Source organism: Spiroplasma chrysopicola DF-1 (genome assembly GCF_000400935.1).
Taxonomy (GTDB): domain Bacteria; phylum Bacillota_I; class Bacilli_A; order Mycoplasmatales; family Mycoplasmataceae; genus Spiroplasma; species Spiroplasma chrysopicola.
This window is the reverse complement of the sequence record NC_021280.1, coordinates 23,812-41,953: the sequence shown is the minus strand read 5'-3', so window position 1 is coordinate 41,953 and position 18,142 is coordinate 23,812. Positions and strand designations below refer to the sequence as shown.

Here is an 18,142-nt window from a genome sequence, read left to right as displayed (position 1 = left end):
CTCCTAAAATACTTTTATTAAATCATTATTTAAATCATAAAGTAATATTGCTCCTTTTTCGAGAAAAATTGCATTAACTTTTTTTCGATTAATATTTTTATCTTCAATCATGAATTTAATAATATTACCGGTTTCTGTTTCAAAAGTACATAAATTTGTTTTAAAAATTTTTTTCAATCCTTTAAGATGTCCTTTGATTTTTAAATTATCACTCTTATTAAAGTTTTTTGTTTTTTCTAAGGTAATAAATTTAGGATTAATTGCCATTTGGTAACTATTTTCTGTTAAACTCATACCTTGAACTTCCCCAATTGTAAAATCATTTCATAACAAACCTTTTTTCTGTTCGTCAAAATTTACTTCATAAATATTATCAAAATTATTGTAAATTGTCTTAAATAAAGTTAAAGTTGCTGGTTTCCCCAATGCTTCACTTTGGGTGATTATTTTTGCTTTATTTTCTAAATCAAAGAATAAAAATTGGTCAACATAGTTTTTAATGTTTTCAATATTTTTACCAATAATTAAAAAACTTGTTAACGGATAATCTTCTTTTAATTTTGTCATAATATCATTTAATTCTTGCGCCTCTTTTTGGGTCAAATTATCAAAAGTATTATTAAAAATAAAGAGTTCTTTTTTCGTTAGAATTGCATTAATTATTTTAATTTTAATGTGATCAAAATTACTTAAGTTTTTTGTTAAACGGAATCAATTCATTTTAATCTCTAAATGATCCATTAAGGTTTTAACTTGGTTAAAAGCTTGATTATAGATAGTAATAACCTTTTCTTGTGCTAATTTTATTTCAGCAGAATTATCATATGTTCTTGGCACTAATGTTCTATTTAATAGGGCAATATGATATTTATGGAAATATTCTAAAACTTTCCCTTTAATTAGCGAGGCTTCGTCTGGTAACAAATTTGTAATTAATTGTTCTTGTTTTTGATTATATTCAAATCACTGGTCATCTGCTAATTGGATTCATTTTAACGAACTAACATTACTATTATTTAAAATATTTTTAACAACCCCCATTTTGTTTTTTTCTTTCCCTAAAGTATTTAAAACATTAATCCGATAACGACGATAGGCTTTTCGGGCATTCATTAAACGGTAACGTTCATAAGTAATTTCGGCTCCTAAAATTTTTAAATATTTCATTGAAACTAATTTTGCTTCAGCAAAACCAAAACTCTTATTTTTAATTTTCCGTTTTTTGGCAATGAATTTACAATCACATAAATAATCTAAATCACCCACATAGGCAATTTTATCCCATAAAGCTTGCAAAAAGGCAAGATATCCTTCTCTGACACGAATTTCTTCTTTTTTTTGAATATAGGTATGTAATGTTTGCGATAAAATCGTTGAAGAGTCTTGTTTAATTAAGGCGGCAATTTCTTTTTGATGGAACAAACTAATTTCTTTTAAATATGTACTCATTCAGTCTTTTTTAATTTTAATTGAATTTAAGTAGTACTCTTTAATAATATTTTCCGTAATTTTCATTAGTTCCTCTAAATATAAGTCATCACCAACCATTTGTAATTCTTTATAATTATATTTATTTGTATAATATTCAACTCCTGCTTCATATAAAAATTTTGGTGATTTCAATATATGATAAGCCATTCGTAATTTTGTTGGTAAAAATCCTAGTTTTAAAACTCCTGATGAAATTGTCGCAATTTTACGTTCTCTAGGTAGTAACGCTGTAATATTATTATTATTTAAAATTATTTTCCCCCGCGTTACTTTCTTTTTCCCTAATAGTAGTTTTAAAAAAAAGTTTGCTGCAATCCGATTGGTAAAATTAACCCCCAAAACATCTTGACTGTTAACCTCAAAATCTAGGTCAGTAAAAATATTTTTTTTATAGCGCTTATATTTTAACTCCGTAATTTTTAAACCCATTTTTTCACCATTTCCTTAGTCATATTATACCGAATAAGCAAAGAAAAAAACACCTTTTAGTGTTTTTCCATTTTGTTATTTTTGTTTACTAGTTTTTATGTTAATTTCTTTTTGTGATTTTGAATCTTCTGCTACTTGTTTTGTTAATTCTTCTTTTTTTGTAAATTTTGATTTAAATCTTTCCACTCGTCCAGCTGAATTTGAAAATTGTTGATTACCAGTATAAAATGGATGGCATGAAGAACAAGTATCAACTTTTAATTCTTCTCCTTTAGTAGAACCACTCATGAAATCAGTTCCACAAGTTGTACAGATAATTTTTGCTTCAAAATATTTTGGATGGATTCCTTCTCTTGCCATTTTCATTCACCTCTCTTTAAATAATATTTAATAATATTATTCGCACGTAAATAATGATAACATAATTTATCTTAAAAACAAAGAATTATTTTTATTATTCAATAATATTAACAAAATCATCGGTTGAGATTCGCAACCGTGGTAGGGTTGAACCCTCCGTTTTTTCATCATAATAGCCAAAAGCCATTGTTAAAATTGAATGATATTTTGTTAAATCTAAATAACCTAACTCAGCTAGGATTTTATCAGATTCTGGGGCATTAAATCCTCCCATAATTGTCGAACCAACTTTTAAATCAGCCGCTTGTAGGGCCATAAAACTAGCTGTAATATGAATTTGTTGCGCAACATAAGATTTTAAATCAACTGCACTTTTTTCAAAATAATTACGATAACGATTAATATATTCTTGTAGTTTTTCGGCAGAAATCCCCTCAGCACGTGATAAACGCGTTGATAAAAATTCATCTGTTAATAAATAATCTGGGTTAACACCAACTAAGAATACTAACGCATCCGCTTCTTTTACTTTTGCAATATTACCTTGCATTACTTGATCAGCAACTTGTGCTTTTGTTATTTTATTACGAATAACAATTAATTTGGCAACTTCTAAACCCATTGAACTTGGTGCTAAGCGCCCTGCTTCAATAATTAAATTTAAATCATTGTGACTAATTTTCTTGTTTTCATTATATTTTTTAACTGTTTTTCTTCAATTAATTGCTTTTTGAACTGACATTAAATTTTTACCTCTCTTTTTTCTATTACTGCAAGCACTTTATTTTTGACAATTGCTTGCTCTGTAGCTGTTAATTTTTTTAATTCCCAAATATGTCGTGGTTTATTAACAACTTCGGGACTATTAACAATTACTTGGAAAATAATTTTAGCATTTAATGTTCCATAACGCAATTTACGGAAGCGATAATATGTTGTTAACGCTCCAATTAAAACAAAAACTGCGACTCAAATTAAAAGAATTGCAAAGTTTTGCATAATTTCTAATTGATAGCTAGCAATCCCTCCCGGAGTTGGGGATGTTAAACCATAAATAATTGTTCCCATATTTTGTAAACCATAGCGGAATGGTGTTATATAAGATATTACATTGAAAAAACCATTTTGCATAAATGATGGGAAAGTTCCTCACCCTGCCGATAAGTTTAAAATCAAATAAATCAACACTAAAACACGACCAATCATTTCGTCTTTTACTGCCATTCAAATGCTCCCAATGATAATGACAAATACAGAGCCAATGAAAAGAATTCATAGTCATAATCAAATATACGATAGACCAATTGCCCCGAAACCTAAAATTAATAACGATAACATTAAAATTGTTGTTTGTAGTCAAGATGTTGTTAGCATTAATAATATCTTCGAAAAATAGTGTTGATACCATTTCGCATTTGTGCTACGACCTTTACGATCATAAACAAAGGTTTGGGTTAAAGTCCCAACTCAAACTCCAATAAAAATAAATAATTCTCCCAAGCCAATTCCATATTCATTAAACTGATAACCTTGTACATCATAAGGAATATCGATAATATTACCAAGATCACTAAATTTTCCGGCTAACTTATCACTTTGAACAAAATAGTCCGTACGCGACAGTTCACTATTATCTTTAAAGATATAACTTCCGGTCAAATGACGAACAATGCCAAATGTTTTTAATAGGGTAATAATCTTTTTACTTTGTGTTTTTGTCAAAAAACCTTTTTCCGTTAAATTATTAACCAAAGTTGTTAAATGACTGACCTTAATATCTTCAAGATATTTTTGAAAATTCTTTTTCGTTACTACACCAGTATTAGGATCAGCTACTATTGTATACAGGATTGGTAAGATTAATTGCGTTACAGCATCTTTAATAAAACTTTTTCGTAATCCGGTAAATTCATTAGCAAAATAACCAATTAAAAAATTTTGTTTATACGTTCCCCAAATATTAACTTGATGTTCTAATAACCATGAAATATTATCATATAAAGTTGCTTCTGATAAATTACCATCTTTTAAATTTAACATTAGTTCTGTTAAATGTTCACTATAATCTTGTGGAATCTTTAATTGGATTCAGTATTTATCTTGTGGTGTAAAATTATCAGCTGGTAATTTTAAATAGTCTAATTTTAAGGTAATTACACTAACTTTTATTTCTACCGCGTTTTTATCTTGATTATAATAACTTGGGCCAGTAATAATATTATCGGTAATACCTCCAAATTGGGCAATTTTCCCAGGTTTAGCTGTTGCTTTAGCTAAACATGCCTTTTGATCTTTAACAGAATAATAGTCAAATTCTGTTCCATTGGCAATTATCTGGTCACTATCATTTGCTGGTTTATAGACAATACATTGATTTGCATCTTGGCTAGCAATTGCCATTGGAATTTTATCAACATTAATAAAAGGATTCCAAAAAGCTCAAATACAAAAGAAACCATATAAAAATGGAACAAAACAAATTGCAACAAACTTAATAATACGATGTTTATTTTTAACTGTTTGTTCACAAAATTCTTTTTTAAACACTTGTCCAAATTTTGGGTTTTCATTATTTTGTTCCATTACTTTTTCCTCCTTTATAAAATTGAATCACGATCTTCATTTTTCTCAATGCCAACAAATTTTTTCGCTTTCAGTTTTTCAATTTGTTTTTGATATTTTTGTTTGTTAGTTTCGTTGTACTTAACTACTAAGTGATTAATTTTTGCCTTATTTTTTGCATTAAATTCTTTTTCATTTAATTGCCATACATTTTTTTCTAACTTTTCTAACTCTTGGTCAGTTAAGTTTCTTAACAAATAATTAGTTCCATAATGACTTGCCACAAGATTTAATTTTTCTAAACTTGTTTTAATTTTTTTATTATTAATAGTTCCAAATAATTCTTCTTTCCGTCATAACGTTGTTAATCCTAATGAAATAATTATTAAAACTGGGATTCAGATTAGTAAAATACCACTATTAATTAAGATTTCTTTTTGGTATTGTCATAAATTACCTTCTCCCGTTGAAATCCCGTAAATAATGTCACCCATCCCATGAACAACATATTTGAACGGAGTAATTACCGATAAAGTATTAAAGAAATCTGCTTGTAAAAATGATGGGAACGTTCCTCACCCCGCTGTTAGGTTTAAAATTAAATATAACACAATAATGAATTTACCAACATCGCCATCTTTTGGGGCAAATCAAATCGCATGTTCTATCACCGTAAAAATTAAACTACTAAATATTAGCCAGACAAAGAAAGCCAAAAAACCCCCTCATCCCAATACACTAAACCCTAAAATTGCTAAACTAATTCCAAGTATAACAGTTTGAATCACCGTTGTTGCTAACATTAAAATTAATTTTGAAAAATAATGCTGGACTCCTGTAGTAAATTTTGTTCGTGCTGCTCGATCAAAAATAAATGTTTGCATCAAAACTCCGACTCACATTGCAATTACAATGAAAAATTCCCCTAAACCAATCCCGTATTTTCCAAATTGATAACCTTGAATATGGGTTGGTATTTCAAATATTCCTTGGCTTAAATCATTCCATGACGCAATACTTTCTTTCATTTTTGTATTATATTCATTTCAACTAATATGAGCCTCTAAATCAGGAAAAATTTCTTGTAAGTAATTTGTCACAATTGCTTGTCCTTGGATTGAAAGAAAAGTTAAAACGTCTTTAACAGTATCATATAAATCTGGTGCAAAAATCTGTGTTAAATCTAAAATAATTTTTCCAACATCCCGGTTTGGATTTAGAATGTCAACAATATTAAAAAGATAATTCTCAAAATCTTTCCCTTGAATATAATAATTTCCTTCATTATCTAATTTGGCAAATAATCAAAATAGTGATGGAGCTAAAACTGTTGGTAAAGTATCATGAATCAAAGCTGTTTTAATTTGGGTAAAAGTATATAGAACTTGGCCAGCCAAAAAATTTTGTTTATAGGTTGTCCAAAAATCTGGTTTGTTATTAATTAGATATTGTAATTCTACTTTTAAACTATCTTTACCACTGGGTTCATCTTTAAAATGTTCTAATAAACGAAGAGTTTTAAATGTATGCTCAGTATAACCACTACTAATATTTAATTGTCCTCAATACTTATCATTTGGACTAAAATTTGCTTTTTCATTTGCTAAGTATTGCAAATTAATTTTCATTTCTCCTTGTTCAATTTCTAAACTTTCTGTTGTCGGATTATATCAGTCATTATTTTTAATTGCTAAATCAATCATACTTTCAAACCGCGTTTGCAATTGATAGTCTTCACCAATCCCCAATCCGGCAAATCACTGTTCCCCATTACTTTGACAACCGGCAGCACTTTGTGTATTACTATAATTAATCTTTGGGCTTGTTAATAGGTTTTGTTCATCTGGGCCATTTTTTTTAACAACATAATTAATACATGGCGCATCATCTTTATTTACAATTGCTAAGGGAATATTTGAAACACTTGCTAAAGGGTCTCAGAAGGCTCAACTACAAATAAAACCATACAAAAAAGGAATAAAGCAAATTATTAAAAACTTTATAACTTGTAATCTATTCTTATAAATTTTTTCTTTAAACTCCGTCTTTAAGACAATGAAAAATTTTGGCTTATTTTTCATGGGCAATACCTTCTTTTACTCTAATTTTAATTCTAACTTATTTCTAGTATATTGTACACTAAAACAAATTATAAATAAGATAAATAACTAAATCAATTAAATATTTAACAAATAAAAAACAGTTTTTCCGTTCAGCAATATGCTGCGATCTAAAACTGTTTTTATAAAACTATTGTCTAGTCAATTACAAATGGTAATAACCCAACTTGGCGAGCACGTTTAATTGCAACTGCTAACATTCTTTGGTTTTTTGCAGTTGTCCCGGTTACTCTTTTTGGTAAGATTTGGCCATTACCTGATATAAATTTTTTTAATAATTCAATATCTTTGTAATCAATGTAAGTAATTTTATTTTTTGTAAAATAACATTGTTTTTTAAAACGTTTAAATTTTGGATTCATTTACTTTTCTCCTTTTAATCTCATAAAATTGCATCATCACCATCAAAACTAATTGGACCATTGTCTTCCATTGGCGCTGCTTGGTTTTGATTTGGTTGAGCATAAGTGATATTCTCAAAATTAACATTACTTGGTGTTGAAATCACATCTGTGCTAACATTGCCAACATTTGAATTAGTATTACGGCTATCTAAAAACGAAACATTATCAGCAACTACTTGCATAATTGTCATTTGTTGACCATTAACATTATCTGTTCTTGTTTGTAAACGGCCATCAACAGAAATTAGTGACCCTTTTCGCAAATATTTTGCCATATTTTCTGCTACTTTACTTCATGCAAAACATGAAATAAAAGCTGTTTGGTCATTGAAATTATTATTAACCGCTAATGTAAATGCTACAAAGGGTTTATCATTAACTGATCTTTTTAGTTCTAAATCTCTTGTTAGTCTTCCGACTAATGCAACACGATTTAACATTTCTTCGCCTCCTTCATGCCAATGGGAATTATTCTGCTGCTACTGTTGGTTCAGCTTTTGGTTCTGTTCTTTCAACAGCTTCCCCATCATGACGGTCATTACGTCTGTTATCAAATCTTTTTCCCCCAGGTTTACGTTCTCCACGTTCTGGTTTATCATTTTTAACTTCTGTTTTTGCATAAACAACAGATTGAATATAATTTTTTTCTTTTTCAGTATTAATTACTAATGTTCTTAAAACATCTTTTTCAATATGACTAATACGAATAAATTCATCAATATTTTCTGCTGTTGTATTAACAATTAATACACCATAGTATCCTTTTGTTTTTTTCTTAATTGGATATGAGAAATCTTTTACGCCTCAGTCTCCATACTCTTCAATTTTTCCGCCGTTAGCTTCTAAAATTTTATGCAATTTTGTTTGCAATCCTTTTAGATCAGCTGCGTCGGGATTTAAAATATACATTACTTCATATTTACGCACTATAATAATCCTCCTTGTGGTCTATAGGTCCGATTTGGACAAGGAGCTAATAACCTAATTGCTTTTGGCTTTATTAACTCGGTTTCAATTATACCGTATATTAACAATAATTGTAAGACTATTTCTTAATATTTTCCAAATTTTGCATCTTCATAATATGTAATCTTACGATTGTCTTGTTCACCAGCGATTGTTGCAATTTCAACCTCAGGGCAAAATAATTCAATTAAATATGCATCATCATAAATAACGTTTGATAAAGTTCTTTTTTGTTTTTCATAACATTGATAAGCTGTTTGCAAAATTGTTGTCTTAAAAAGCTGTGGGGTTTGGACTGTGACATATTCTTCTCGGACCATTGTTTTAACAACTTTATTATCCTTCATCATCCGAATTGTGTCAGTGATTGGCAAAACTGGAATTAAGACCTGACAATTATTTTGATGAAAAAAAGTTATCATTTTATCTCGTAATGTCCTTGTTAAAAAACAACGGGCCCCATCATGGACAAGAGTTAACTCTGTTTTGATTTCTGTTTCTTGCAAACAAGCTAAGACAGTATCAACACGATTATCTTGTCCTCGTACTAATGTAATTTTTTCTTCCTTAGAATAGCGCTCTTGTAAAAATTGACCAACAAGGTTATTAACCCCAATAATAATGGTAAGACAAAAAGGATCTTCTAAAAAGATCTTAATTGTTTTCTCAATAACACTCTCTGCTTGTTGACCGCGATAAAGTAATTTATGTTCATGATGTTTAAAGCGTTGACTAACTCCCGCCGCAGGAATAATAACTGTGTACTTTTCCATTATAAAATTTCAATTCCGTTTTTATTAACATATTCCAGAAAATCATCTTCTCAAATTGAAGTGACTACTTCAGCAATATGTTGTTTTTCTAACAATAGTAAATCTAACTGTGTTTTGTAAATTCCACAAGTAATTGTTGGGGGCAATTCCTCTTTTGCTAATTTCGCATCATAGTTTGTTCGAATTTTAATAATTTCTTTTGTAACTGCTAATTGTTTTTTTAACGCTTCTTTCCCAACACTTGCTGCACAGTAACCAACACAAATTGCTTTTTCCAAAATAAAATCATAAACAAAGATTTTTGTATATAATTCTCAATCAACAACATCAAAGGATTCATTTAAATCTAAGCTACCATTTTTAATAACATCTTGGAGCCCATATAAAATAACTGGGCCATTTTCACGGGTATACTTATCAATCCGTTCTTGATAAGTTAATAAACGCATTGATTTAACTAGTTCATTATAATCAACTCAATTAGTTTTTTCACTAAACTTGCGATTCAGTTGCGGATGAGTTTTTAATAAATTATCTTCAACTTGGTAAATTACTGTTACAAGTTTTTTAACAACTTGTTCTAAATTATGCATTGTTAATTGTTTTTCTTCAACTAAAATGTCAAAACCAATTTCACTACAAACAACTGCCTGATTAATTGACTGAACAATATCGCGACGTAGTGGATTGGTAACAGTTAAAATGCCTTCATCTTTTAAAATATCATATTTCTGAATAACACTTCTTCGTCATTTATTATGAGTTTGTAAAATCTCTCCCACTAAATTACTTGGCAAAATATCAAAATCAATTGGGCGTTCAGAAATACGAAAATCATCATTTAGTCCTGTTTCTTCTCGACAAATGATGGCTGGTTCAACTTCTAATAGTTTAAAAGTTATTTTTAACTTTTTAATTAATTCATTTTTGGTATCGCTAATTGCTGTTACTGTATCACGCAAATTTAAAATTGAGCTATAACCTATTTGCATTTTAAAAGCCATTTTTTCACCTATTTTCCTCTTGGACGCATATGAGGGAATAATAAAACATCTTTAATTGACTCTTGTCCTGTTAATAACATTACCAATCGATCAATTCCAATTCCTAATCCACCCGTTGGGGGCATTCCATACTCTAATGCTTCAACAAAATCAATGTCTAATTCACTTGCTTCATCATTTCCTTGATGGCGTTCCTCAATTTGTTTAACAAAACGATCATATTGTTCAATTGGATTATTTAATTCAGAATAGGCATTAGCATATTCACGACCATTAATAAATAATTCAAAGCGATCAGTAAAACGAGGGTCTTGAGCATTTGCTTTTGCTAATGGTGACACTTCAACAGGATGACCGTAAATAAAAGTTGGTTGGACTAATTTATTTTCAACAAATTCTTCAAAAAATAAATTGATAATGTGACCAACTGAATTATGAAATTTTTCAACATAAATATTATTTTTTTTGGCAATTTCTTTTGCTTGTTCAAAAGTCATTTTTTCTCAAAAATCAACACCACTATATTCTTTAATCGCATCAACCATATGTCAACGTTTTCATGGTTGTTTAAAACTAATTTTTTGACCTGAATAAGTTACTTCATCTGTATTTAATAATTTTTCAGCAATATAACAAATTGTGTCTTCGGTTAATTGCATCATGAAACTCATATCTTGATAGGCAATATAAATTTCAACTGTTGTAAATTCTGGGTTATGACGAGTATCCATTCCTTCATTACGAAATAAACGCCCAATTTCATAAACCCCTTCAAAACCTCCAACAATTAATCTTTTCAGTGGCAACTCTGTTGCTACTCTTAAATAGAAATCCATGTCTAAAGTATTATGATGAGTTACGAATGGTTTTGCTGCTGCTCCCCCATGAATTGGTTGTAAAACCGGTGTTTCAACTTCTAAATATCCTTTGCTATTAAAAAATTCGCGCATATAAGAAATAATTCTACTTCTTTTAATAAAAACATCTTTTGTTTCTGGTGACATAATTAAATCAACATATCTTCGTCGATATCTTTCTTCAATATCACTAATTCCATGATATTTATCTGGTAAAGGACGTAAACTTTTTGTTAATAAAATAAATTTATTAACACGGACTGTTAATTCCCCTGTATTAGTTTTCATCATTTGTCCTTCAACTCCAATGATGTCCCCCAAATCTAATTCTAAAAATTTGGCATAAGCTTCTTCACCAATTGCATCTTGGCGAACATAAATTTGAAAAATGCCATTCTGATCTTGTAAAGTTGAAAAACTTGCCTTTCCAGCTTCGCGAAAGGTTTTAATTCGACCAGCAATTTTTACTAATTGGGGCTTTTCAATATTACTTAATTCTTCTTTTGAAAAATGACCAAAAGTTGTTTCTAATTCTTGACTTGTATGCGTTCTCTCAAATTTTGCTTCAACAAAAGGGTCTATTCCTTCTTTAACTAATTTTTCTAATTTATTACGACGAACAATTTCTTGTTCACTAAAATTACGGCCTTCCATCTTTTTTTTCTCCTTTATAATTATCATACCCATTTATATATTCATTAACAAGTTCTTTTAATTCATTAATACTATTTATTTGTGTTGCGCGAATCTTATAACTTGTTGCCGCTGGTTTGCCACGAAAATAAAATGCTAAGTTTTTGCGCATTTCACTCGCCGCAATTCGCTCTCCTTTTAATCCCATTAACAAATCAGCATGGCGGAAAATAACATCGCGTCATTCTGCTAAACTAGGTTTTGGCATTTTTTCTTGTGTTGTTAAATAATGGTTAATTTCTTGAAAAATTCACGGATTCCCCTGGGCTCCACGGGCAATCATTACTGCATCACAACCGGTTTCTGCTAACATTCGGGCAGCATCTTCACCACTAAAGACATCACCATTACCAATAACTGGAATTTTAACACTTTCTTTAACGCGTTTAATTCAATTCCAATCTGCTTTACCAGAATAAAATTGGTTTCTTGTCCGACTATGAACAGCAATTGCCTGAGCCCCTGCTTTTTCAATTAATTTTGCTACTTCAACACAATTAATATTATCTTCATCTCACCCTAAACGAATCTTAACCGTTACTGGTTTATCAACCGCCTCAACAACAGCCTTAACAACTTCATAAATCCGATTAGGGTGTTTTAACAGAAAGGCCCCCGCTTGTGATTTAATCGCAATTTTTGGCGCTGGACAACCCATATTAATGTCAATAATATCACAATCACTATTTTTATCGATGTACTTTGCTGCTTCAACAAATGTTTCTAAATCAGTCCCAAAAATTTGCATTGAAATTGGGTGCTCTAATTCATTAACTTTAATCATTTCCAGTGTTTTCTGGTTTTGTTGGATAACTGCTTTATCACTGACCATTTCGGCATAAACTAAACCAGCTCCTAATTCATGACAAATAATTCTAAACGCTTCATTTGTTACTCCCGCCATTGGTGCTAAAAAGATTGGCGTTTTAATTTCAACATTCCCAATTTTCAACATTTTTAATTTCCTTTTTTACTTTAACAATAATAAGTAAATATTAATAAAAAAAATTAGTTAATACAAGATTTGATTAACTAATTTTTAATTTATTCAGTAATTTGTGTTACTGGTCGATTTTTAATTGAATGCATTGCTAAAATTCATGATGCGAATAAGATTACTGAGACAATTGCTAAGGCAATTAATGGCCCGGTAAAGTCAATTGGAATGTTTAACGGTGTCGCAAAGAATTTATAAACGATAATTCCGACCATTTGTCAAATTAAGACTGATCCTAATCAAGCGAAAATAAAGGCAATAATAATTCCAAAGACATAATTCCCAATAACAACAAAATTAATTTTAGCATTTTTATATCCAATTGCTTTTAGGGTTAAAATAATTGGGGCAACTTCATCAATTACTACCATTACAATAACAACTAAAAGAATTAGAACAACTAACGCTACTAATACCTCAAATAATATCATTGAGTTATTTTGTTTTTCAAGAACATCATTAATTGTTGCTTTCATAACATCAATTGGAAAGACTGAGAAATCTGATTTACGTTGACTTGTCATCATTCCCATTAATGTTCCCGTAACAACATAACTATTTTGATCTGTTATGGCTTCTCAAATTGTTTTACTATCATTGGCAATAATCGATAAATTATTTCCTTGAAACTGTAATTGTGAAATTGAGGTTGCCATATCTTTTAAATCAATAAAACCATTATAAAGTTTTTCTTGTGAATAAAAGCCAGTATAGAAGTTATGTTCTGGTTGACTAGGATCTAATGTTCCTGGCACAAAAATGTTTGTAAATAAATTGTTATAACCAGTATAAATATTTGATGTTACTGTGTCATTACGAATAACTCCTACAATATTAATATTAATTGGTACTTTATTTTGTGTTTCACTTTTAATTGTAATTTGATCACCAACTTTAAAGTTTCCATTTAAAGCTAATTTATAAGAAATTAAACCATTAACAGTATTTGTATTATTAGGTTGATCCGCAAAAATTTGATTAATCGTACTTTGGGAAACTCCTGTTCAGTTATATCCTGTTGCATAATTACCACCAATTGAATCATTTTGGAAAACTCCTACTAAATTAGCCCCAGAATTTTCTAGATTTCCTGTAATTTCCCCTTCAATTTGATAAACCATTGTTTCTGTTGATGGTTTATATCATAAATCATTAAATGAAACTACTGTTTGAGCTTGATCACTCATCATCATGGCATTAGCCGCTAATTCCATTAAAACTGGGCCATTGAAACTATCATCCCCTGTTTGAATACCATTTGGTCCAGCTTCTTGTAAAGCAGAAAATATTGTTTTTAAATCGCTTAAATAAATATATTGTTTTAACCCTGTATTTTGGTCTTTAACTTTATAAGTATTTAATAACGCTAAATATTCTTTGATTGACGAAGCTGCTAATACACCCTCATGGAATTTATCAGCACTACTATTTTCTTTTGTAATATCATCAATTGTTTGGTATGTTTTATATTCAAATTGATAAGTATTATATTGTTCATCACTAACAGTTAGTTTTCCTTTGTCATCTGTCCCATTAACTTTTGGGAAATTATTAAAAGTATAAACATGATCAACTTTAGGATTCATTGTATTAAAAATTCCCCCAATAATTGAATTGGCGACTCCTGTTGCTCCTAACATTAAAATTAACATTAGTGAAGAAAAGAAGAATAAGATAATAACTAAGGCAAATTTCCCTTTGTTTCGTGATGTAAACGCTAATTGTAGACGTCAAGTAAACCCTTTTCCTCGTTTTGCTAAACTACGTGAAATTAACCCCTGGCGAATTAGTTTCTGACTTTTTCCAACATTATTTACCAATGATAAAATTGGTTCTTTAATATAAATAAAAGTTGAAATATATGAAGCAATTGTGAAAAGTAATGGAATTACTAAAAATAGTACTAGCATAAAACTAATTCCGGCATAAACTTGGTTATAACTAAAAGTAACCATTCCTTGAAATTGACCATACATATAAATTTGTAACGGAATTGAACATAGATAACCTAATAAAATTCCTAACAAAATCGTAATTAGTGTTTTAACAGTAAAAATTCATGATAATTCACTTGTTCGGTATCCTAATGCTTTAAAAATTCCGATTTGGCGGCGAGTTTTATTCATTTCTTTTTTCATAACAAAGCTAATAAAGATAAAAGCTAGCAATGATAACCCGGCCCCTAAAATAATATAAACTGTTACTGTAATGTTCATTGAGTTCAATGTTGAAATTGATTTAATTGAACTAAATGGTGTTAAAACATTTTGATTCTTTTTGTAAATACTAAAATCACTATCAGTTTTTTTACTAAAGATGTTTCTAAAATCAACATAAGAACTATTGTTTAAAAATTTCACCTTTTGATTTAAACCAAAAACAAAATTTTGTGGTTTATTCCCTAATCAAACTTTATTGTATAAATCTTCTAAAATGCTGTCATTAACAAAAATTGCCCCATATTTTTTTGGATCTCCTGTAAAAGAGAAATATGAAGATTGTGATAATGTATCAGCCTTACTTCCAAATCCTGAAATTGTTGCTGTTTTTAATTCTGGTAGCAATGTTCCTAAGGCATAAAAGTCTAATTTTTGATCAATATTAATTGCATTATCACGAGCAAATTTATCGGTAATAACTAACGAATTAGCATCTAGCTTATTAGTTCCCTCAACCATCACTAAATTATTAATTCAACTTTTTGATTGTGAATTAATATGTTCAGTTTTACTAGTAAGATAATAATAAGCACTTGGTGTTAAGTCCCCTTGTTTTTGGTATCCTTCATAATAAAATTCTAAATCAACCGCAAAAGCAAATTTATCTTTTTGTAGGTCTAAAATATTTTTATTAACATAAAAACTAGCATCATTATAATAATTAGCAATAATCCTTTGATATTCTGAATTCAACATTTCACTCGCTGTTAAATTTTTAGTACCATTAAAAATATTTGTACTACTATTTTTATTGTTAAAATATAAATTTAAAACTTCTTTTAAATCTTTCCCTCACGCTAATTTGTTTTCAATTATTGTTGGATCTTTATCTTTTTTTAATAAGGCTTGATATCCCTCATCCGTTAAAATGCCTTTTTGATCAGTATTTTCTAAAATTGGATTTAAATAATATTGATCTGAATTATCAACAAAATAATCATAAGTAAATTCATCATCAAATTTATTAGCTGCACTGACTAAACTATAATTCCATAGATTGGATTGGTTTAAAATTTTATTACTTTTCGTTGATAACTGCATTGGAGAAGCAATCATTCCAATAACTACTAACGAAAGAACAGTAATAAAAAGTACTAATCCCAATGATTCAATCCATTGTTTTAAGTAAGTCCTTAAATAACTTTTAAAAACTTTCGACATCATAGCCTCCTACTCACTATTTTTTTACTATTTTTAGAAAGAAAAACGCTTTATAACAAAGCGCTTTTATGATCAATCAATATCGCTTGGTCTTTTTGGTTTATCATTTCTTTTAATTTGATCAATTAAACCATTTCTAACATGAATAACAGTATTAGCAATATCAGCAATATTTGGATTATGAGTAACAATTATAACAGTTGTTTTATATTTTTTATTAACATCTACTAAAATTTCCAACACTTTACGACCCATCTCTTCATCTAGGGCCCCTGTTGGTTCATCACCGAATAAAATATCTGGGTTTTTAGCTAAGGCACGAGCAATTGAAACCCGTTGTTGTTGACCCCCTGACATTTGGTGAGGATATTTATTCATTTGTTCTTCCATTCCAATTGTTTTAAAAATGTCCTGAATTGTTAAATCTTTTTCTTTTGATTTACTTAAGTTTTCCCCAACTTCGGCATTTTCTTTTGCTGTTAAATTAGTTAAAAGATTATATTGTTGGAAAATAAACCCAACATGATCTCTTCGGAATTTTGTTAAATCAACATCTTTTAACAAGGATAAATTGTAGCCTAAGACAAAAACATCACCACTATTAACTTTATCTAATCCTGAAATAACATTCAACAATGTTGTCTTCCCTGACCCTGAAGGCCCTAAAATAACAATAAAGTCTCCTTTTTCTAAACTTAAATCAATTCCTTTTAAAACTGGTGTTTCAACTTCCCCTGTAATATAAGCTTTTTTAACATTAACTAATTCAATTACATATTTATCGGTATTTGGGGTTGCTCCTGTTGTCGAAACAATCTCTCCTTTTAATATTTTTTTTGAGTATTGCTTGGTTTGTTGTTTTTGCTCTTTTAAATTCTTTTTAAATTCCTTAACAACTGTATAATCAATTTTTTCTTTTTTTTCTTTTTTAACTGGCGTTTGCTTTACTTTAACTTTTTTTCCAACTTCTTGTTCTATTTTTTCCTTTTCGTTCATTTTTTCATCCTCCTATTACCTATATTCATCTTTTTTACTTAACAATAATATCATAACAAAATTTTATTAAAAATGTTGTCTTTTCTTTTTAATTACTTTTAAAGGTTACTACAACGCTTCCCAGAAAAAAACGTGACTTTTTACGTGACTCTTTAAAAGCAGTAAATTCAGCTTTATATTTTTTTTCATCCTCTGTTGGCGTAATTATTAAATAAACATCATTTAAAAATTCTGATAAATATTCTAAATTATTAATTAATGGTAAATTTTTTGTAATAAATTTCATAAATACTTGTAGCATTGTTGGTTTTGGGACGTCACCTAAATCATCCTGTTCTGTTTTTAAAATATTCGGTTCAGACGGTTCGTTAATTGGTTTCAAATCATATGTTAATATGACTGTCCCATAGTATTGTTTTTCAGGTTTGTCAACATCTTCATTTCATTCACTTTTTTGTGTATCAATTGTTATTGTCTGGTTTGTTTTATTAATTAAAATTTTACCTTTAACAACATCATCATCTTCATAAATTTGGCGATTTCATCCTTCAGGGGTTTGTTCCCCTAAGAAGAACTCCCCAAACTTGTCAAGTTCCATAATAATGTCTGTGTTTTTAAAAATTGTTGCAATCAAGATTGTTTTTGGGCGTGTATCATGGATATTTTTTAAATCAGTTGTTCGTATTTTATCAGCAATATGGTTTGAAGTTGTTACTTGTTTAGCAATTGTAATAACATTATCTTCATCAACAAATAATTTAACACTATATGTTCCATTCCGATAAAAATCAATTTTAGTGTTAGTAATATCAACATCATTACGAATTACTTCTTGTTGTAAATCATCAAAATTTCATTGTGATCTGTCAAAAATTCCTTTTATTTCTTTAAAGATTAAATTTCATAACGTTTGTTCTTTATTTTGGGCATTTACATGCGAAAAATCTAATCCGGCAAAGCCCTTAACCTCAAATGGAACTAATGGTGGTTTTAAGGGGATATCATCTCAATTCCCCCCATTACTTTGGCAAGCGACCGTTGATGTTACTGACATCGTTGTCAAACTAACTGCTCCTAGTATTGTTAAAATTTTTTTCATTTCTTTAGCCC

15 protein-coding genes are annotated in these 18,142 nt (G+C 29.2%); all 15 read right to left on the bottom strand.

What is annotated here, in order from left to right:
- Positions 1 to 3: 3 nt before the first annotated feature.
- The 15 genes from SCHRY_RS00160 to SCHRY_RS00090 all read right to left on the bottom strand — a co-directional run bounded on the left by SCHRY_RS00160 (position 4) and on the right by SCHRY_RS00090 (position 18,131).
- The gene (locus SCHRY_RS00160) at positions 4 to 1,920 is read right to left on the bottom strand and encodes a hypothetical protein (protein WP_016338445.1); all 1,917 of its coding nucleotides are present in this window, start codon (positions 1,918 to 1,920) and stop codon (positions 4 to 6) included.
- Between the two features lie 75 nt (positions 1,921 to 1,995).
- Entirely contained in the window at positions 1,996 to 2,280 is a 285-nt protein-coding gene (gene rpmE, locus SCHRY_RS00155) for a 50S ribosomal protein L31 (protein WP_016338444.1), read from the bottom strand.
- A 94-nt stretch (positions 2,281 to 2,374) separates the two neighbouring features.
- The gene (locus tag SCHRY_RS00150; protein ID WP_016338443.1) at positions 2,375 to 3,022 is read right to left on the bottom strand and encodes a nitroreductase family protein; all 648 of its coding nucleotides are present in this window, start codon (positions 3,020 to 3,022) and stop codon (positions 2,375 to 2,377) included.
- Positions 3,022 to 4,863 (bottom strand): ABC transporter, encoded by a 1,842-nt coding sequence (locus SCHRY_RS00145; RefSeq protein WP_016338442.1) that lies wholly within the window; start codon positions 4,861 to 4,863, stop codon positions 3,022 to 3,024. Before SCHRY_RS00145 ends, SCHRY_RS00150 begins: the two co-directional genes overlap by 1 nt.
- Before the next feature lie 14 nt (positions 4,864 to 4,877).
- Positions 4,878 to 6,923: an ABC transporter permease gene (locus SCHRY_RS00140; protein ID WP_016338441.1), complete on the bottom strand. Its 2,046-nt coding sequence runs from the start codon at positions 6,921 to 6,923 to the stop codon at positions 4,878 to 4,880.
- Positions 6,924 to 7,099: 176 nt separating this feature from the next.
- Positions 7,100 to 7,324: a 30S ribosomal protein S18 gene (gene rpsR, locus SCHRY_RS00135; RefSeq protein ID WP_016338440.1), complete on the bottom strand. Its 225-nt coding sequence runs from the start codon at positions 7,322 to 7,324 to the stop codon at positions 7,100 to 7,102.
- Between the two features lie 14 nt (positions 7,325 to 7,338).
- Entirely contained in the window at positions 7,339 to 7,806 is a 468-nt protein-coding gene (locus SCHRY_RS00130; protein WP_016338439.1) for a single-stranded DNA-binding protein, read from the bottom strand.
- Between the two features lie 28 nt (positions 7,807 to 7,834).
- The gene (rpsF, locus tag SCHRY_RS00125) at positions 7,835 to 8,293 is read right to left on the bottom strand and encodes a 30S ribosomal protein S6 (RefSeq protein ID WP_016338438.1); all 459 of its coding nucleotides are present in this window, start codon (positions 8,291 to 8,293) and stop codon (positions 7,835 to 7,837) included.
- A 125-nt stretch (positions 8,294 to 8,418) separates the two neighbouring features.
- The gene (locus SCHRY_RS00120; RefSeq protein ID WP_016338437.1) at positions 8,419 to 9,105 is read right to left on the bottom strand and encodes an IspD/TarI family cytidylyltransferase; all 687 of its coding nucleotides are present in this window, start codon (positions 9,103 to 9,105) and stop codon (positions 8,419 to 8,421) included.
- Positions 9,105 to 10,109, bottom strand: a complete 1,005-nt coding sequence (locus tag SCHRY_RS00115; protein ID WP_016338436.1) for an aspartate--ammonia ligase — start codon at positions 10,107 to 10,109, stop codon at positions 9,105 to 9,107. The genes SCHRY_RS00120 and SCHRY_RS00115 overlap by 1 nt, the downstream gene beginning before the upstream one ends.
- Before the next feature lie 8 nt (positions 10,110 to 10,117).
- Positions 10,118 to 11,620: a lysine--tRNA ligase gene (lysS, locus tag SCHRY_RS00110; protein WP_016338435.1), complete on the bottom strand. Its 1,503-nt coding sequence runs from the start codon at positions 11,618 to 11,620 to the stop codon at positions 10,118 to 10,120.
- Positions 11,607 to 12,614, bottom strand: a complete 1,008-nt coding sequence (dusB, locus tag SCHRY_RS00105) for a tRNA dihydrouridine synthase DusB (protein ID WP_016338434.1) — start codon at positions 12,612 to 12,614, stop codon at positions 11,607 to 11,609. Before dusB ends, lysS begins: the two co-directional genes overlap by 14 nt.
- A gap of 89 nt (positions 12,615 to 12,703) precedes the next feature.
- Entirely contained in the window at positions 12,704 to 16,036 is a 3,333-nt protein-coding gene (locus SCHRY_RS00100) for an ABC transporter permease (RefSeq protein WP_016338433.1), read from the bottom strand.
- Positions 16,037 to 16,102: 66 nt separating this feature from the next.
- Entirely contained in the window at positions 16,103 to 17,032 is a 930-nt protein-coding gene (locus SCHRY_RS00095; protein WP_016338432.1) for an ABC transporter ATP-binding protein, read from the bottom strand.
- 88 nt (positions 17,033 to 17,120) lie between these two features.
- Positions 17,121 to 18,131, bottom strand: a complete 1,011-nt coding sequence (locus SCHRY_RS00090) for a lipoprotein (RefSeq protein ID WP_016338431.1) — start codon at positions 18,129 to 18,131, stop codon at positions 17,121 to 17,123.
- Between the last annotated feature and the right edge of the window lie 11 nt (positions 18,132 to 18,142).